General features: G+C 61.2%; 12 protein-coding genes. 2 read left to right on the top strand and 10 right to left on the bottom strand.

The features are described 5' to 3' along the window. Positions 1-580: 580 nt before the first annotated feature. From trhP to BR71_RS00565, 7 genes are all read right to left on the bottom strand, one after another. Positions 581-1,924, bottom strand: a complete 1,344-nt coding sequence (gene trhP, locus BR71_RS00595; RefSeq protein ID WP_019101452.1) for a prephenate-dependent tRNA uridine(34) hydroxylase TrhP — start codon at positions 1,922-1,924, stop codon at positions 581-583. 33 nt (positions 1,925-1,957) lie between these two features. Beyond that, on the bottom strand, positions 1,958-2,377 hold the full coding sequence (locus tag BR71_RS00590; RefSeq protein ID WP_043631185.1) for a hypothetical protein: 420 nt from the start codon (positions 2,375-2,377) through the stop codon (positions 1,958-1,960). Between the two features lie 166 nt (positions 2,378-2,543). Next, a complete protein-coding gene (locus BR71_RS00585) occupies positions 2,544-2,759 on the bottom strand; it encodes a hypothetical protein (RefSeq protein WP_019101450.1) in 216 nt (71 codons plus the stop codon). Between the two features lie 32 nt (positions 2,760-2,791). After that, positions 2,792-3,625 (bottom strand): ferritin-like domain-containing protein, encoded by an 834-nt coding sequence (locus BR71_RS00580; protein WP_043631182.1) that lies wholly within the window; start codon positions 3,623-3,625, stop codon positions 2,792-2,794. Positions 3,626-3,859: 234 nt separating this feature from the next. Then, the gene (locus BR71_RS00575; protein WP_052370220.1) at positions 3,860-7,714 is read right to left on the bottom strand and encodes an ATP-binding protein; all 3,855 of its coding nucleotides are present in this window, start codon (positions 7,712-7,714) and stop codon (positions 3,860-3,862) included. Positions 7,715-7,723: 9 nt separating this feature from the next. Then, the gene (locus BR71_RS00570; protein WP_052370219.1) at positions 7,724-8,455 is read right to left on the bottom strand and encodes a response regulator; all 732 of its coding nucleotides are present in this window, start codon (positions 8,453-8,455) and stop codon (positions 7,724-7,726) included. Then, a complete protein-coding gene (locus tag BR71_RS00565) occupies positions 8,452-9,666 on the bottom strand; it encodes an EAL domain-containing response regulator (protein WP_043631179.1) in 1,215 nt (404 codons plus the stop codon). Before BR71_RS00565 ends, BR71_RS00570 begins: the two co-directional genes overlap by 4 nt. A gap of 207 nt (positions 9,667-9,873) precedes the next feature. Between BR71_RS00565 and fliW the strand changes: the two genes are divergently transcribed. Then, complete coding sequence (fliW, locus tag BR71_RS00560; protein WP_043631175.1) at positions 9,874-10,308, top strand: flagellar assembly protein FliW; 435 nt, start codon at positions 9,874-9,876, stop codon at positions 10,306-10,308. Next, on the top strand, positions 10,308-10,874 hold the full coding sequence (locus BR71_RS00555) for a DNA-3-methyladenine glycosylase I (RefSeq protein WP_043631171.1): 567 nt from the start codon (positions 10,308-10,310) through the stop codon (positions 10,872-10,874). Before fliW ends, BR71_RS00555 begins: the two co-directional genes overlap by 1 nt. A 58-nt stretch (positions 10,875-10,932) precedes the next feature. Here the strand turns inward: BR71_RS00555 and clpB are convergent, their stop codons facing one another. The 3 genes from clpB to selD all read right to left on the bottom strand — a co-directional run bounded on the left by clpB (position 10,933) and on the right by selD (position 15,362). Beyond that, the gene (clpB, locus tag BR71_RS00550) at positions 10,933-13,512 is read right to left on the bottom strand and encodes an ATP-dependent chaperone ClpB (RefSeq protein ID WP_043631168.1); all 2,580 of its coding nucleotides are present in this window, start codon (positions 13,510-13,512) and stop codon (positions 10,933-10,935) included. A gap of 301 nt (positions 13,513-13,813) precedes the next feature. Then, positions 13,814-14,311 (bottom strand): LexA family protein, encoded by a 498-nt coding sequence (locus BR71_RS00545; protein ID WP_081554943.1) that lies wholly within the window; start codon positions 14,309-14,311, stop codon positions 13,814-13,816. 10 nt (positions 14,312-14,321) lie between these two features. Beyond that, positions 14,322-15,362, bottom strand: coding sequence for a selenide, water dikinase SelD (selD, locus tag BR71_RS00540; RefSeq protein WP_052370218.1), 1,041 nt, complete (start codon positions 15,360-15,362; stop codon positions 14,322-14,324). Positions 15,363-15,382: the final 20 nt, after the last annotated feature.

Below are 15,382 nucleotides of genomic sequence, written 5' to 3'. Positions count from 1 at the left end.
GGGTCGAATGCGGCACGAGCTTGCGGCTGGCGGACCGGTTCCGGCGCCGCCCATCGCGTGCTGCTCATGCCAACTTACACCCCGCAGCGCGTCATGCCATCTGTCCGCGCGTAACGGTTTGCAACTTTCGAGGTGCTAAGGGTCGTGATTCAGGCCGTTGCGCCCCGCGTTCTAAGTGGCGGGTGTCGATAAACGGCCAGGGAAACCTGCATGCGAAGCCTGAGCCTCCATGCCGATGCGCAACCGCAAGGCGGCCATTGCTGCTCACATCGTCTCCTCTTGTCTCCACGCTCAGCGAATGTTTAATAAAATTTACATTTCTCTCTGATACGTCACTACTTTTTAACCATATTTTTTTATGCACGCAACTTTTATTGATCTTGCAGTGCAAAAAAATAAACACTTACGCCACACACCAATTCCAAACGTTCACTATTATCAACAATCCGAGGTGAAGTTCACCCAATTCACAGCACTCAAAACGCACGATCACGGCATAGAGTTGACTGAAAACGTCGCAATCACGAAAAAAAACAGGCGGCCATTAGCCGCCTGTCTTGCTCCATTGCTCCCCTCTGGGTCAGAACAGCCGCGCCAGCAGCGCTTTCTCCTTGCCCTGCATGCCGGGGATCTTGACCTGCATGCCGTTGCCGGCCGCCACGCTCACCGGCTGATCGTTGCGGGTCATCTGGGCCAGTTCGATGATCTGGTTGCCGCTGGGATGAATCACTTCGATGCGGTCGCCCACCGCGAAGCGGTTTTTCACCTCGATCAGCGCCCAGCCTTCGGCATCCACGGACAGCACGTCGCCCACGTATTGGCTCTGCTTGGCCTTGGAATGGCCGGTGATGTAATTCTGATATTCCTGCGTCTGGTGGCGCTCCAGGAAGCCCGGGGTGTAGCCGCGGTTGGCGAGGCCGTCCAGCTCAGCCAGCAAGCCGAGGTCGAACGGGCGGCCGGCCACGGCGTCGTCGATGGCCTTGCGGTACACCTGAGCGGCGCGCGCCACGTAGTACAAGCTCTTGGTGCGGCCCTCGATCTTCAGCGAATCCACGCCGATCTTGGCCAGCTTCTCCACCTGCTCCACCGCGCGCAGGTCCTTGGAGTTCATGATGTAGGTGCCGTGCTCGTCTTCAATGATGGGCATCAGCTCGCCGGGGCGGCTGCCCTCTTCAATCAGATAGGTCTTGTCCGCCAACGGATGACGCTCGGCGCCGCCGCAGGAGGCGAAGCTCTGGTTGGCCTCTTCCAGGGCCTTGTTGAAGTCGAACTTGATGGTCTGCACATCGCCGGCATCATCGCCCTGGGTATCATGCACCTTGTAATCCCAGCGACAGGCGTTGGTGCAGGTGCCCTGGTTCGGGTCGCGATGGTTGAAATAGCCGGACAGCAGGCAGCGGCCGGAATAAGCGATGCACAGCGCGCCGTGCACAAACACTTCCAGTTCAATGTCAGGGCATTGCTGGCGAATCTCGGCGATTTCGTCCAGGCTCAGTTCGCGCGACAAAATGATGCGCGACACGCCCAGCTTCTGCCAGAACTTGACGCCCATGTAGTTGACGGTATTGGCCTGCACCGACAAATGGATGGGCACTTCCGGCCACTTCTCGCGCACCATCATGATCAGGCCTGGATCGGCCATGATCAGCGCGTCCGGCTTCATCGCGATCACCGGCTCCATATCGGCCATATAGGTCTTGATCTTGCTGTTGTGCGGCAGGATGTTGCTGGCGACAAAAAACAGTTTGCCGCGCGCGTGGGCTTCGTCTATGCCCTGCTTCAGCTCTTCCAGCTTGAAATCGTTATTGCGGGCGCGCAGGCTGTAGCGCGGCTGGCCGGCGTAGACGGCGTCGGCGCCAAAGTCGTAGGCGGCGCGCATCTTGTCCAGCGTGCCGGCCGGCAGCAGAAGTTCCGGTGCTTTCATTGTTTATTCTGGTGGGGTTCGTTGAGCGTGGGCTCAGTGCAGCAAACAGGACATCGGCAACGGCTCGCGGTCCGGCTCGACAAAGCCTTTGCGCGCCGAATCGTCGTCCAGGCGCTCTGAAGAATAGTGTTGCAGGATCACCGCGCGGGGGTCGGCCAGCATGTCCGGGCAGTGGCTGGCGAACGCTTCCCAGTCTTCCAGCAACTGCGGCTGGCTGGCCATCCGGCTGTACAGAATCACCAGGATGGCCATGGTCAGGGTGTGGTGGTACTTCATCGCCGCGCCGTTCACCATGGCGAAACGGGACAGCGCGCGCGCGCAACGGGCGGCAGCCTCCGGCGCCGGGTATTGGCGACGATAGGCCCATGCGGCGTACAGATGCGCGCGATGGTTGAAGTCGGATGCAGGCAGCGCGTTGGTTTCCAATTGGCGCAGGAATGCCTGATGGTCCATGACTCGGTTTCTCCGAAAATTCCAAAAAGCAAAGGCTCCACCCAATGTGGAGCCCTGACCCTTATCGATACGGGGGCGATTATGCGCGGCCTGCCGATGCCAGTCAAGTCCGTGCGCGGTCCGCAATCAACACTTTAAGCCGCTGTTTTAAAAATCCTTTTTTGGTTTAAGGTCTTTTCGCCAATGCCAGCAAAGCGCTGAACTGGCAGATCAAGGCCAGCAGCATCGCCAACGGACACAAAATGGCCAGCAACGGGCCGGGGCCGCCGTCAAAGCCGCGCCACAGGGCCGAGCTGAGCGCGAAGATCAAGGTGCTGAGCAGCAGCACCGTCATGGCGAAGCGCCGCTGCTTTTGCATCTTCTTAAACAAATTCAATAGCATGTTTCGTCGTTCCAGGTAAGGCCGCCGGCAGTCTAGCCGGCTGAAGCGGTGTCGTCTTCGCACAAGGCGCGCAGCGATTCCAGCTCCCTGGCTGAAAACCCCGCCCGCTCGCGAGCGGCCAGATTATAAGCCCCGCGGTAAAGCTGGACATCGTGGCGTCGCAGCAGTTCCTGAAAACAGGTCTCCGGCTCCAGGCCGCGCTGTCGGCACAGCCGCCCAAACCAAGCGTTGCCGATGCGCACATGCCCCACTTCCTCGCGCAAGATGATGTCCAGCACCGCTACGCTCGCGTGATCGCCGATGCCGGCCAGCCGACGCTGTATGCCCGGCGTCACGTCCAGGCCGCGGGCTTCCAACACTCTGGGCACCAGAGCCATGCGCGCCAGCGGATCGTAATCGGTCTTGCAGCTCATCGCCCACAAACCGTTGTGGGCCGGGAAATCCCCGTAGTCGTGCCCCAGTTCCCGCAGACGCCGCAGCAACAGGGAAAAGTGGCGCGCCTCTTCCGCTGCAACCTGCAGCCAATCGCTGACGAAAGCATCCGGCATCGCGCGGAACCGCCAAGCGGCGTCCAGCGCCAGGTTGACGGCGTTGAATTCGATGTGGGCGATGGCGTGGAGCAAGGCGGCATGCCCCTGGCGCGTGGACAGGCTGCGCTTGGGCACCTTGGACGGATGCACTAGCTCCGGCAGCGGAGGACGCCCAGCCTCGGGCAACGGGTATGGCGGCGGCGCATCCGTGTTGCGCGGCAGCGCGTCGACGCGCCAGCCGTGCAAGGCCTCAACCGCCAGCGCCATCTTGCGCTCAACGTCGCGGCACAGCAGCGCCGCTTCCAACTGTGGGTAAAGTGATGTCGGCTCGCTCATGGCTGGACATTTTAGCCGACCTTGGCGCGCCTCTGTACTTGTTCAAAGTCTAGCGAGCAAAGGCGAAGAACAACGGACAGAGCGGAGCGGGTAAAGCAGCTGTTCTCGATCTCGCGAGCTAAAGCGAGACAAGGCGAAAGCGAGTGAAAAAGCGGAATGTACGAGTGATTGATGAGCATTTCGACACGCTACTCATCGCGCCATATCTGACGAAGCGCAACAAACGACAGGGCCTCATGCCAAATTGGTTTCATTCTGCCGGGCCATCCAGGCGTCAAACTCGGCCAGCGCCGCGTCGAAGGCCGGCATCAGGGCCGTCACCTGCTCCAGCGACTGGGCCTTGCCCGCCTTTTCCACCGCCTCGGCGGCAGCGCCCAAGGCATTGACGCCCACCATGCGGCTGGCGCCCTTGACTCGGTGGGCGGCAAAGCTGACGCGGTCGCTCGAGCCTTCTGCGATGGCGCTGCGCAACTCGCCCACGTCCTCGGCGTTGCCTTGCTGGAAGTCTCGCAGGATCTCCAGCTCAACTTGCAGGTCGCCGTTGCTGTACACCTGCAGAACGGAGCGGTCCACCGGCCCGTCCTCAGGCCCTGCCGCGGCAGGCGGCGGAGGCGCGGCTTCCGGAACGCTTCCCGTCGTCGTCCATTTTTGCAGGGCAGCGGACAGCTCCGCGATCGACAGCGGCTTGGTCAGAAAATCATCCATGCCCGCGTCACGGGTCTTGTCCAGCTCCTCCTTGGCGGCGTTCGCGGTGCAGGCGACGATGGGAATATGACCCCGCGCCGGCTCTTCTTGCTCCTGTGCGCGCACCAGCCGCGCCAGTTGATAACCGTCGATGCCCGGCATGTGGCAATCGGTCAGAATCATCGAGTAGCGGCCGGTTTGCCATTTGGCGAAGGCCTGCTCGCCGTCCTCGGCCCACTCCGCCGAATAGCCCAGCTTTTCCAGTTGCTTGAGCGTGAGCTTGCGGTTGGTCGGGTTGTCCTCGGCAAACAGAATGGGCAGCACGCTTTGCTCCGGAGAAGGCGCCGCGGTTTCGATCTCCTCTTCGCGCGGCGTCTCCGCCGGCACGTGAACCTGGGGCAGGCTGACCGGCGCCACCACCTGTTCCGACCACTCCGCTTCCAGCAACAAGCGCGCGCAACTGCCCTTGCCCAATTGGCTTTCCAGTTCCACGTGACCGCCCATCAGTCCGGCCAGCCGTCGGCAGATGGCAAGCCCCAGACCGGTGCCGCCAAAGCGCCGGGTGGTGTCGGAGTCCGCCTGGGTGAAAGGCTGGAACAACCGGGACAAACTCTCCTCGGTCATACCGATGCCGCTGTCCTCCACCTCAAAACTGAGCGACTGATAATTGGCCATGGTGCTAAGCACCTTGACGCGGATGATCACGCCGCCCTGAGCGGTGAACTTGATCGCGTTGCTGATGAAGTTCTGCAGAATTTGCCGTAAGCGCAAGGGATCCAGCACCAGCGTCGGCGCCAGTTGATCATCCACTTCCAGCTGAAAATCCAAGCCCTTCTTATAAGCGTTTTCCTGATACAGGCTGCGAACGCTCTCCAAAAACGGCCGCATCGCCGTGGGCGCGGTGACAATCTCCAGTTTGTCTGCCTCGATCTTGGAGAAATCCAGAATATCGTCGATCAAACGCAATAGCGTATGCGCGGAGTCGTGTATCGTGGCCACCGCGTCCCGCTGCTCGCCGTCCAGCCGGGTCATGTTCAACAACTCCAACATGCCCAGCACTCCGTTCATCGGCGTGCGGATCTCGTGGCTCATGGTGGCCAGGAATGCGCTCTTGGCGCGGTTGGCGGCATTGGCCTGGTCTCGCGCCATGCGAAGCTCGAACTCGGCCATCTTGCGTTCGGTGATGTCCAGGCAGGCCAGGATCATCACCCCCTCCACCGTTTCCGTCGCCACCATCTGGCCTTCGAACAAGACCCAGATCGGGAGACCGGCGCCGGTAAAACACTCCAGCTCACAATGAACGCGCGTGCCTTGCCGCATTTGCTGCAAATGCTCGGTCAGCTCGATCCAGCCCTGATCCGAAGCCATCAACTCCATCAAGTGCATGCCAACCAGGCCGTAAACCCCAACATCGAAAATCATTTCCGCCGTTTGATTGGAGCGGGAAATCTGCAATTGCTCGTTCAGGCGCAGCAAGCCCACCGGAGACGAGGCGAACACCGCCTCCTCTTCCTGAAGCACGGTGCGCAACTGCGCTTCCGACACCTTGCGCCGCGCCTCCTCATCGTAAAATCCCAGAATATTGGCGTAAGCGCCGATCAGAGGCTGCATGCCTACGCCCAGCCGGTACACGTCCGGCTGTTGCATGCACACCGCGGCGGCGACATCGCCGCCCAGCATCACCGGCAGGGAAATCCAAGTGGATCGCTCGCTGAGCAGTTGGAACAATTGACTGAGCGGGGCGGCCGCATACGCCACTTCCGACAACGGCTGCAACTCCGGCGGCCATTGGCCGGCTTGCAAGCACAGGGACTGCCCGCCCTCGTCCAACGGCGACCAAGCCACCAGCAGACATTCTCGAGCACCGGTATGGTGACAGAACACGCGATGCAGTTCTTCAAACACCTTGTCCCGCGGCTCTCGCGCCAACAGCATGCCTTCCACCACCGAAATCGCGGACAACAATTCGACGCTGCGCTCCAGCGTGGTTTCCGCCTGCCGTCTTTGCTGTTCGTTGCGCACCGTGAGCATGCGCCAGCCGTGGTCCCGGCTGTTGCTGAACTGGCTGAGGGAAATCGTCACATAGAAACGCTCGCCGTTGGCGGACAAGCCTTCCCCGGCCAACGCTACCGTTTCCTGATCGTTCAAGGCCTGGGTCAGATGCGCGGCCCCGCCCGGCACCTCCAGCAAGCTGTAGACCGACATGCCATGCAGCGCCGCCTGAGGATAAACGAACATTTTGCCGGCCCCGGCGTTGGCGATCTCGATCCGCCCGTTGCTATTGACGATCAGCACCGCGTCGCCGGAGGCGTCCAACATATGTTTCAAGGCGGACAGCGGCCGCAGCACCCGGCGCACCATGTAGTACAGCAACACCACCATCAGGCCAAGCGCCAACAAACCGAACAAGCCGTCGCGCACCATGCGGAACAAATTGACTCGCCGGCTCTCGTCAATACGATCGGCCGTCATCTGTTCCACCATGTCGAAGACGCGCTTCAACTCCCCGTCCAGTTCCGCCAAGCTGGCGCGAAAATTCGTGGCCTGATTGAAGGACTGGGCGCCGTCGATCTGCTCAAGCTGCAGCTTGACCACTAACTGCAGCTTCAGCGTCAACGTGGCCAGATTGGTGAACTCGGCTTTCAATGCGTCGTCGCGCACCCCCAAAATCACTGGCCGCAGCTGCTCCACCATCAACATCGCGGAGCTTAGCCGGAAGGCCAGGTCATCCTCGATGTCGCGGTTCATTCGATGTCCCAACTGCTCCCGCATGATCAACGCCACCACGTTGCCGCGCAATTGGCCGCCCAACTGCCACAAGCTTTGCTTGATCATCATCAGGCTGTTGAGGGTGGGGTCGCCCTGGCTTGCCAACTGCGCCGTGTCCGCGGCCAGAATGCCGCCGGCCTCGTTGCGCATCCGCGCCGTGACCAAATACAGCAAGTTGCTCAAAGACTCATTCTGAAAATCCGGACGGCGTAATTCCGCGTAAGACTCCTCTCGCAGCACTTTGAAATCGTGGGCCAGATTGCGCATGCGTGTCTGGCTGGAGGCATCCATCCCGGTCATGACGGGAATGGAGGCCAGCGCCACACTGAACTTGGCGTCCGTATTGCGGGCCAGCCAGCTTAGCTCTTCTCGCTGTTGCGGCGTAGGCGGGGATTTCGCCGTCAACAACAAGCGCAGCTTGCTGCTTTCCAGGTTTTCCGAGCTAACCGCCTGATACAAGGCGGAAATATCGCGGTTGAGTTCGGCCACGTGCCTGGCCGTGCGATAGGAGTCCCAGGACTCGTTCAACAAACGCAGAATGGCCATCGCCTGCAGCACGCCCAGCAACAGCACGATCAGGATGACCGCTCGGCGGATGGATTTGATATGGTCCTGGCGCGGCCTGGCGAACTTCATCGACGGCACTCAATGTTCTCGGGACGACTCGGCTTCGGTCTCGGAAATCTCCTCGACGAAAAGCCGCAACACGCCGTAGCGATCGCTGAAATCACGCAATACCGTGATCTGGTTGGCGGAAATGGCGGCGCCGCGCGGCAGCAACAAATGGCCGTGCTTGCTGAACAGATCCTGGGCCAGCACCGCCCCGGCCTTGACCGTCAGCAAGCTCACCGCCGTGCCCGACGGCGCCTCCGGCAACGCCGGAGCGTCGAACAGCCGGCCAAAGACCTTGCGGTCGTATTCGGTGCCGGTGGCCACGCCGTAGTAGCTGAACGGGTCGATTTCCGGCCGCTTGCGCTGCATCGCCGCCACAATCGCTTTCTCGACATCGGCAGGCTTAGGCGGTTTGACCACAAAGCCGTCGGCGTGGAGCTGACTGGCCAGCACCACATTGCTGCGGTCCGCATGGCCGGACAAAAACACGAAAGGCAGGTTGGAAGGATTCATGGTATGCCCGCAGCGCAATTCCTTGAGCAAGTCCATGCCGTTCATCGGCGCCATCTGCACATCGCACAGCACCAGGTCCACCATGCGGATGTCCAACAACCGCATCGACGCGGTGCCGTCCGCGGTTTGAAAAATGGCGTCCGAACGCATGCCCATGGTCTGCAAGGCCTGGCTGATCAATGAACGCACCAGGGTTTGATCGTCCACGACCAATATCCGCATCCGCGAAAAATCCACTGCCGCAACGCTCATCCCGCGCCTCCTTCCGCCGCCGCGGTTTCTTGGCTCCGCCGCAAATAGTCACTTAACTCGTTTTCGCGTACCGGCAAGGCCATACAAGCGCCCTGCACGCGAGGACATCCCATCTCCTGAGCCAGCGCGACGTCCTCCTCCTCATCGACACCGCTTACGGTAATCGCCCCCGGCGGCAAGCCGTAAATACGCAAAAAGCGCAACGCCTGAGGATCCGCCCCCAGCATGGTTCTTATCCATCGCAGGGATTCGATGGGGATGTTCACATGGTCGAACGGCAGCTTGAGCATATTGCTCTGGGTCAACGAGCCGGTGCCGAAGTGATCGGCGATCAGGCGAAACCCCAGATACTTGATCTTGGCGACGTTCTCGAAAGCCTGAGCCGGCGATTGCGGTCCCAGGCCTTCGGCCAACTCGAAGCCCAGCAAACGCGGCGGCACGCCTCGCTGCTGCAACAGGGAATGACAGTGATCAAACAGGTTTTCACTCTCCAGGCAGGCTTTGTCGATGCGGACGTTGAAATCGCATTCCTCACCCAGCCCTTGCTGGCGCAAACCGGTCAGCAAATTGGCGATGCGCGCCACCAACTCCTCCAGCACCAGGGCGGAGATTCCCTTACGCCGCGCCAGCACATTGAACAGCACCGCGCTCCACTCCACCCGCCCTTGCGGGCGGATCAGCGCCGTCACGTCGAAGCCTGCAAGCCGGTGGCCGGGCAGGCTCAAGACCGGCTCAAGCTCCAGCTTGAACTCCCCGGAACACACGTCGGCGAAAAAGCTCTCCACTTCCAGTTGCTGTACCTGATAGGCGCGCTCCAGATCGTTGAAGATGCTGTTGAGCGCGGTGAGAAAGGATTCCGCCGAATACGGCTTGGATAGGAAACGGGTGCTGCCTATGCCCAGGCTGCAGGCCATCTCGCTGATGGTGTTCAGCGTCTTGCCGTCATAGCCGGAGATGATCAGCAGCGCCGCCCGGTAACCAAGCAAGGCCACATGTTTGATGAAGTCGATGCCGTTCATGCCCGGCATGCCGATATCGGTGACAATCAGGTCGTAGCTGTTCTCGCCGATGCTGCGCAACGCCTCAGCCGGGTCGCTGAACTCATCGATGGCCACTTCGTAACGGCTAAAGAAGCTGGCCTGACGAGAAATCAATTTCCGCAATACCAACTGATCTTCAAGAATCAGAAACCGCTTTGCTGGCAAGCCCATGGGATCTCCCCCTTAGCATCGCGCGCGGGCACTCTGCCGGCCGGCCGCAACCCAATTCAAATACGACATTCGAGTAATATTGATATAGGTTGTTAAACCCGCGGCCACAACCACAGCTTGCAATCTTCTCCACCGGCGGGGTTCCGCTTGTGCAATTGCCGCCGCCGCCATGCATAATGAGAACATTGTCACGCCAGGAGGCACGCCATGCGGTTCCAGTCCAGCCAGCTCGGCCAAGTCGATATCGACGAGAGCACCGTCATCACTTTCCCGCGCGGCATTCCCGCGTTGGAAAACTGCACCCGTTTCAAGCTCTTTCACAACGCCACTCAGGCGCAGCCCCAGGTGTTCTGGCTGCAATCGCTGGACGACCCTGGCGTCATCTTCAGCATCACCACGCCGGAAGCGCTGGACATCCGCTACGAGATCGAACTGGACGACGCCGAGGTGTCCGAACTGAAATTGCAACAGCCGCAGGATGTGGCCATCCTGCTTATGCTGAGCAATCAGGCCGACGAACAACATCCCGCCTTATCCACGATGAAGGCGAACATCCGCAATCCTCTGGTGATCAACCTGCAAAGCCGCACCGGCTTGCAAAAAATGGGGCTGCAGTGCGACATCCTGCTGCATAACCGCTGATGCCCGTCCCAACCCGCTGCGCCTGGTGCGGCGACGATCCCCTCTACGTCGCTTATCACGACGAGGAATGGGGATGTCCTGAACACGACGACCGCAAGCTGTTCGAGATGCTGATTCTGGAGGGCGCTCAGGCCGGCCTGTCCTGGATTACCATCCTGCGCAAGCGCGACGGCTACCGCCGCGCCTTTCACGGCTTTGACCCGGTGAAGGTGGCGGCGATGGACGACGGCGACGTTGAGCGCCTGATGCAGGACACCGGCATTGTGCGCAACAGGTTGAAGATCCAGAGCGCCATCCGCAACGCCAAGGTGTTTCTGCAGATGCAACAGCAACACGGCAGCTTCGCCGATTGGCTGTGGGGGCATGTGGACGGCCGGCCCATATTGCGCCGTCGCGACGACGAGCGGGTGCTCGCCAGCACCGAACTGTCCGACCGCATCAGCAAGGCGCTGAAGAAAGCCGGCATGAATTTCGTCGGCAGTACGGTGATCTACGCCTATCTGCAAGCCTGCGGCGTGGTCAATGACCATATGTCCGCCTGCTTCCGCCACCCTGATCGCGGCTGACGTCGTCGCGCAAAGAAAAAGCCCGGATAGCCGGGCTTTTTTCATGAGCGGGACATGCTCAGGCGAAGCTCAGACGACCGTCGCGCGCCTCCACCATAATGGTGGATTTCGGCGGGTACTCTCCTGCCAGGATGGCTTTGGCCAGCGGATTCTCCAACTCGGACTGGATAGCCCGCTTCAAGGGCCGCGCGCCGTAAACCGGATCGAAGCCGGCTTCGGACAACAGCGCCAACGCCTCCTCGCTGATCTGCAAGTCCAGATCCAGCTTCGCCAGCCGGCCTTCCAGGCTCTTAAGCTGGATGCGGGCGATGGACTTGATATGCTGCTCGCCCAGGCCGTGGAACACCACCACCTCGTCGATGCGGTTGATGAACTCCGGCCGGAACTGGGTTTTCACCTCCGCCATCACCGCCAGCTTGATCACCTGGTAATCATCGGTGTCCATTGCCTGTATCTGCTGGCTGCCGATATTGGACGTCATCACCACCACCGTGTTCTTGAAATCCACAGTGCGGCCCTGTCCATCGGTCAAGCGGCCGTCGTCCAGCACTTGCAACAGGATGTTGAACACGTCCGGGTGCGCTTTTTCCACCTCGTCCAGCAGGATCACGCTATACGGCTTGCGTCGCACCTGCTCGGTCAGATAGCCGCCCTCCTCGTAGCCGACATAACCCGGCGGCGCGCCGATCAGCCGCGCCACCGAATGCTTCTCCATGTACTCGGACATGTCGATGCGGATCAGGTGGTCTTCGCTGTCGAACATGAATCCGGCCAATGCCTTGCACAGTTCGGTCTTGCCCACGCCGGTCGGCCCCAGGAACAGGAAGGAGCCGTAAGGCTTGTTGGGGTCGGCCAGGCCGGAACGGGAGCGGCGGATGGCGTCGGCCACCGCGCTGACCGCTTCGTCCTGCCCCACCACGCGCTGATGCAACACGTCCTCCATGCGCAGCAGCTTGTCGCGCTCGCCTTCCAGCATCTTGGACACGGGAATGCCGGTGGCTCGGCTGACCACTTCCGCGATCTCCTCCGCCCCCACCTGGGTGCGCAGCAAGCGATTGGGCTTGGACTGCTCGCCGGCGCCGGCGGCCTCCGCGTCCTTCAGCCGCGCCTCCAGCTGCGGCAGCTTGCCGTACTGCAGCTCCGCCAGCTTCTGCCAATCGCCCTTGCGCTTCAGGTCCTCCATTTCCACCTTGAGGCGCTCGATTTCCTCCTTGATGCTCTGCGAGCCCTGTTGCGCGGCTTTTTCCGCCTTCCAGATTTCGTCCAGATCCGCATAAGCGCGCGACAACTCGGCGATCTCGTCCTCGATCAACTTCAGCCGCTTTTGCGAGGCTTCGTCGCTTTCCTTGTTCACCGCCTCCCGCTCGATCTTCAGTTGAATCAGCCGGCGGTCCAGCCGGTCCATTTCCTCCGGCTTGGAATCCAGTTCCATCTTGATGCGGCTGGCGGCCTCGTCGATCAGGTCGATGGCCTTGTCAGGCAGGAAGCGATCGGTGATGTAGCGCTGCGACAGTTCGGCGGCGGCGACAATGGCCGGGTCGGTGATGTCCACGCCGTGATGAATCTCATACTTTTCCTGCAAGCCGCGGAGGATGGCGATGGTGTCCTCCACCGACGGCTCGCCAACCAGTACTTTCTGGAAGCGGCGCTCCAGCGCCGCATCCTTTTCAATGTAACGACGATACTCGTCCAGCGTGGTCGCGCCGATGCAGTGAAGTTCGCCGCGCGCCAGCGCCGGCTTCAGCATATTGCCCGCGTCCATCGCGCCGTCGGCCTTGCCCGCGCCCACCAGAGTGTGGATTTCGTCGATGAAGATCAGGGTCTGGCCATCGTCCTTGGACAGATCATTCAATACCGCTTTCAGCCGCTCCTCAAACTCGCCACGGAACTTGGCGCCGGCGATCAGCGCGGCCAGATCCAGCACCAGCAGGCGTTTGTTTTTCAGGCTTTCCGGCACTTCGCCGTTAACGATGCGCTGAGCCAGACCTTCGACGATGGCGGTCTTGCCGACGCCGGGCTCCCCGATCAATACCGGGTTGTTCTTGGTGCGCCGCTGCAAAACCTGGATCGCGCGGCGGATTTCGTCGTCACGGCCGATCACCGGGTCCAGCTTGCCCTGACGCGCGCGTTCGGTCAGATCCTGAGTGTACTTTTTCAAGGCTTCGCGCTGGCTCTCCGCATCCTGACTGGAGACGTTCTCGCCGCCGCGCACCGCGTCAATCGCAGCCTGAATCGCCGCTGGCTGGCCGCCATGCTCTTTCAACAGCCGAGCGGCCTCGCCCTTGTCCTGGCTCAACGCGGACAGGAACAGCTCGCTGGCGATGAACTCGTCGCCCAGTTTCATCGCGGCCTTATCGCTCAGGTTCAACAGATTAGCCAAATCCCGCGACACGGTGATCTCGCCACCGTTGCCCTGCACCCGCGGCAAACGCTGTAAAGATTGGTTTAGCGCGCCCTTCAGGCCGGGCACATTGACCCCGGCGCGCGCCAGCAGGCCGGCAATGCCGCCGTCGGCGTCGTCTAGCATGGCCAGCAGCAAATGCTGCGGCTCGATATAAGCATGGTCTTGAGACAGGGCCAGGCTCTGGGCATCCCCCAGCGCCTGCTGGAACTTGGTGGTCAGCTTGTCGAATCGCATGGAGTGGCTCCTTCGGAACGTTGATATGCACTATTTGGGCATGGCCAGTTGCTTTTCAAGCCTCTCTATTGTCGATCTTGAACCCAATTTTCAACTTGGCGTCACTGCCCCATGGCATTACCGAAAAACTTAACTCATGCATTAAGAGCGGTATCCAGCCAGGCTATGACAAAAGGCCTCGAGTCTTGAGCCCGCCCGATGACATCGCCTAACAAATTCTAAAACAGCCAATGCAGCGGGAAATATGGTGAATTCAACGGAGAAAACCCTGGCCTGGGACGGGAATGGTCGCCCGGCAAGGCTAGCGCAGCGAGCGCACCACCGCGCTGACCACGCCCCAGATCTCCACACCGGTCTCCACCGGCAAATCGGCGCAGCCTGCTTGCGCGGCGCGCAAGCAGGCATGAGCTGGACTCAGATGCAGCCGGCGCACCAGAAACTCGTCGCCCACCACAGCCACAACCACATCGTTGTGGCGCGGCGGCGGCAGGCGATCGACGATCAACAGATCTCCGTCGAAAATGCCGGCCCCGGCCATGGCGTCGCCGGAAACGCGCACAAAGAAACTGGTGTCCGGATGCTGGATCAGAAAGTCGTTGAGATTGAGCGAACGCTCAAGATAGTCGTCGGCCGGCGACGGAAAGCCCGCCGCCACGCTGCCGTCGAACCACGAAACATGAGTGTCGCCGGCGGCGGGGCCGCGCGCGGCGCTTACCCGGCCCGGCGCAAGCCGGGCCAGTTCCGTCAAAGGCCGGTCGCGGGCAACCAGCGACGGGCTCTTCGGCTTTTCGTCGTTCATCTCGCGCCGCTCAGCGGACGATGACGCGAGCCTCGCCCGCGGCCAGCCTGCCGATCTTGGCGGCATAGCCGAAGCCGGCGCGTTGGAAACGCGCCAAAACCTCGTCCGCCTGCTCCGGCGCCACCGCGGCCAGCAAGCCGCCGCTGGTCTGCGGATCGGCCAGCAGGCGCAGTTGCCACTCCGGCAGATCCGCGCCGAAGTCAACGTGCTCGCCGAAACTGGCCAGGTTGCGCTCAATCGCGCCAGGACCGCAGCCTTGCTCCGCAAAAACGCGGGCTTCCTCGATCACCGGCACGTCGGTCATATCGATGTGCGCCGCCAACCTCGCGCCCTTGCATACTTCCAAGGCGTGGCCGAGCAGGCCGAAGCCGGTCACGTCGGTCAGCGCGTGCACCCCGTCCATGGCCGCCAACTCCGCTCCCACGGTGTTCAACTTAGTGGTGGAGGCGATCAAGGCCTGGTAGCCCTTGTCGTCCAACTCCCCTTTTTTCATCGCCTGCGCCAGCACGCCAACGCCCAGGCCCTTGCCCAGAATCAGCACGTCGCCATCTTGCGCCTCGCTGTTGCGCTTGAGCTGGTCCGGATGCACCACGCCCAAAGCGACCAGCCCGTAAATAGGCTCGGGGGAATCGATGGAATGACCGCCGGCGAGCGGAATGCCCGCGGCATGGCACACCGATTCGCCGCCAGAAAGAATGTCGCGGATGGTCTCCACCGGCAACACCTTCACCGGCATGCCCACAATGGCCAGCGCCATGATGGGCGTCGCTCCCATCGCGTAGATGTCTGAAAGTGCGTTGGTGGCGGCGATGCGGCCAAAGTCATAAGCATCGTCTACGATGGGCATGAAAAAATCAGTGGTCGCCACGATCGCCTGCGAGGCGTTCAATTGATACACCGCGGCGTCGTCGCTGGTTTCCGCCCCCACCAAGAGATTGGGAAAGGCCATTTTTTCCTTGGCCGTCGACAAAATGGACTCCAGCACCGCCGGGGCAATTTTGCAGCCGCAGCCGCCGCCGTGAGACAATTGCGTCAATTTGATTTCAGCCATTTGCGGACTCCGCCATATTT

It is taken from the genome of Chromobacterium haemolyticum DSM 19808 (assembly GCF_000711885.1).
GTDB lineage: Bacteria > Pseudomonadota > Gammaproteobacteria > Burkholderiales > Chromobacteriaceae > Chromobacterium > Chromobacterium haemolyticum.
The sequence above is the reverse complement of the archived record's forward strand: the minus strand, read 5'-3'. Positions and strand labels throughout refer to the sequence as shown.

Coding starts and splice junctions, on each gene's coding strand:
- trhP (WP_019101452.1), bottom strand. CDS start 1,924: ATGAAAGCACCGGAACTTCTGCTGCCGGCCGGCACGCTGGACAAGATG.
- BR71_RS00590 (WP_043631185.1), bottom strand. CDS start 2,377: ATGGACCATCAGGCATTCCTGCGCCAATTGGAAACCAACGCGCTGCCT.
- BR71_RS00585 (WP_019101450.1), bottom strand. CDS start 2,759: ATGCTATTGAATTTGTTTAAGAAGATGCAAAAGCAGCGGCGCTTCGCC.
- BR71_RS00580 (WP_043631182.1), bottom strand. CDS start 3,625: ATGAGCGAGCCGACATCACTTTACCCACAGTTGGAAGCGGCGCTGCTG.
- BR71_RS00575 (WP_052370220.1), bottom strand. CDS start 7,714: ATGAAGTTCGCCAGGCCGCGCCAGGACCATATCAAATCCATCCGCCGA.
- BR71_RS00570 (WP_052370219.1), bottom strand. CDS start 8,455: ATGAGCGTTGCGGCAGTGGATTTTTCGCGGATGCGGATATTGGTCGTG.
- BR71_RS00565 (WP_043631179.1), bottom strand. CDS start 9,666: ATGGGCTTGCCAGCAAAGCGGTTTCTGATTCTTGAAGATCAGTTGGTA.
- fliW (WP_043631175.1), top strand. CDS start 9,874: ATGCGGTTCCAGTCCAGCCAGCTCGGCCAAGTCGATATCGACGAGAGC.
- BR71_RS00555 (WP_043631171.1), top strand. CDS start 10,308: ATGCCCGTCCCAACCCGCTGCGCCTGGTGCGGCGACGATCCCCTCTAC.
- clpB (WP_043631168.1), bottom strand. CDS start 13,512: ATGCGATTCGACAAGCTGACCACCAAGTTCCAGCAGGCGCTGGGGGAT.
- BR71_RS00545 (WP_081554943.1), bottom strand. CDS start 14,311: ATGAACGACGAAAAGCCGAAGAGCCCGTCGCTGGTTGCCCGCGACCGG.
- selD (WP_052370218.1), bottom strand. CDS start 15,362: ATGGCTGAAATCAAATTGACGCAATTGTCTCACGGCGGCGGCTGCGGC.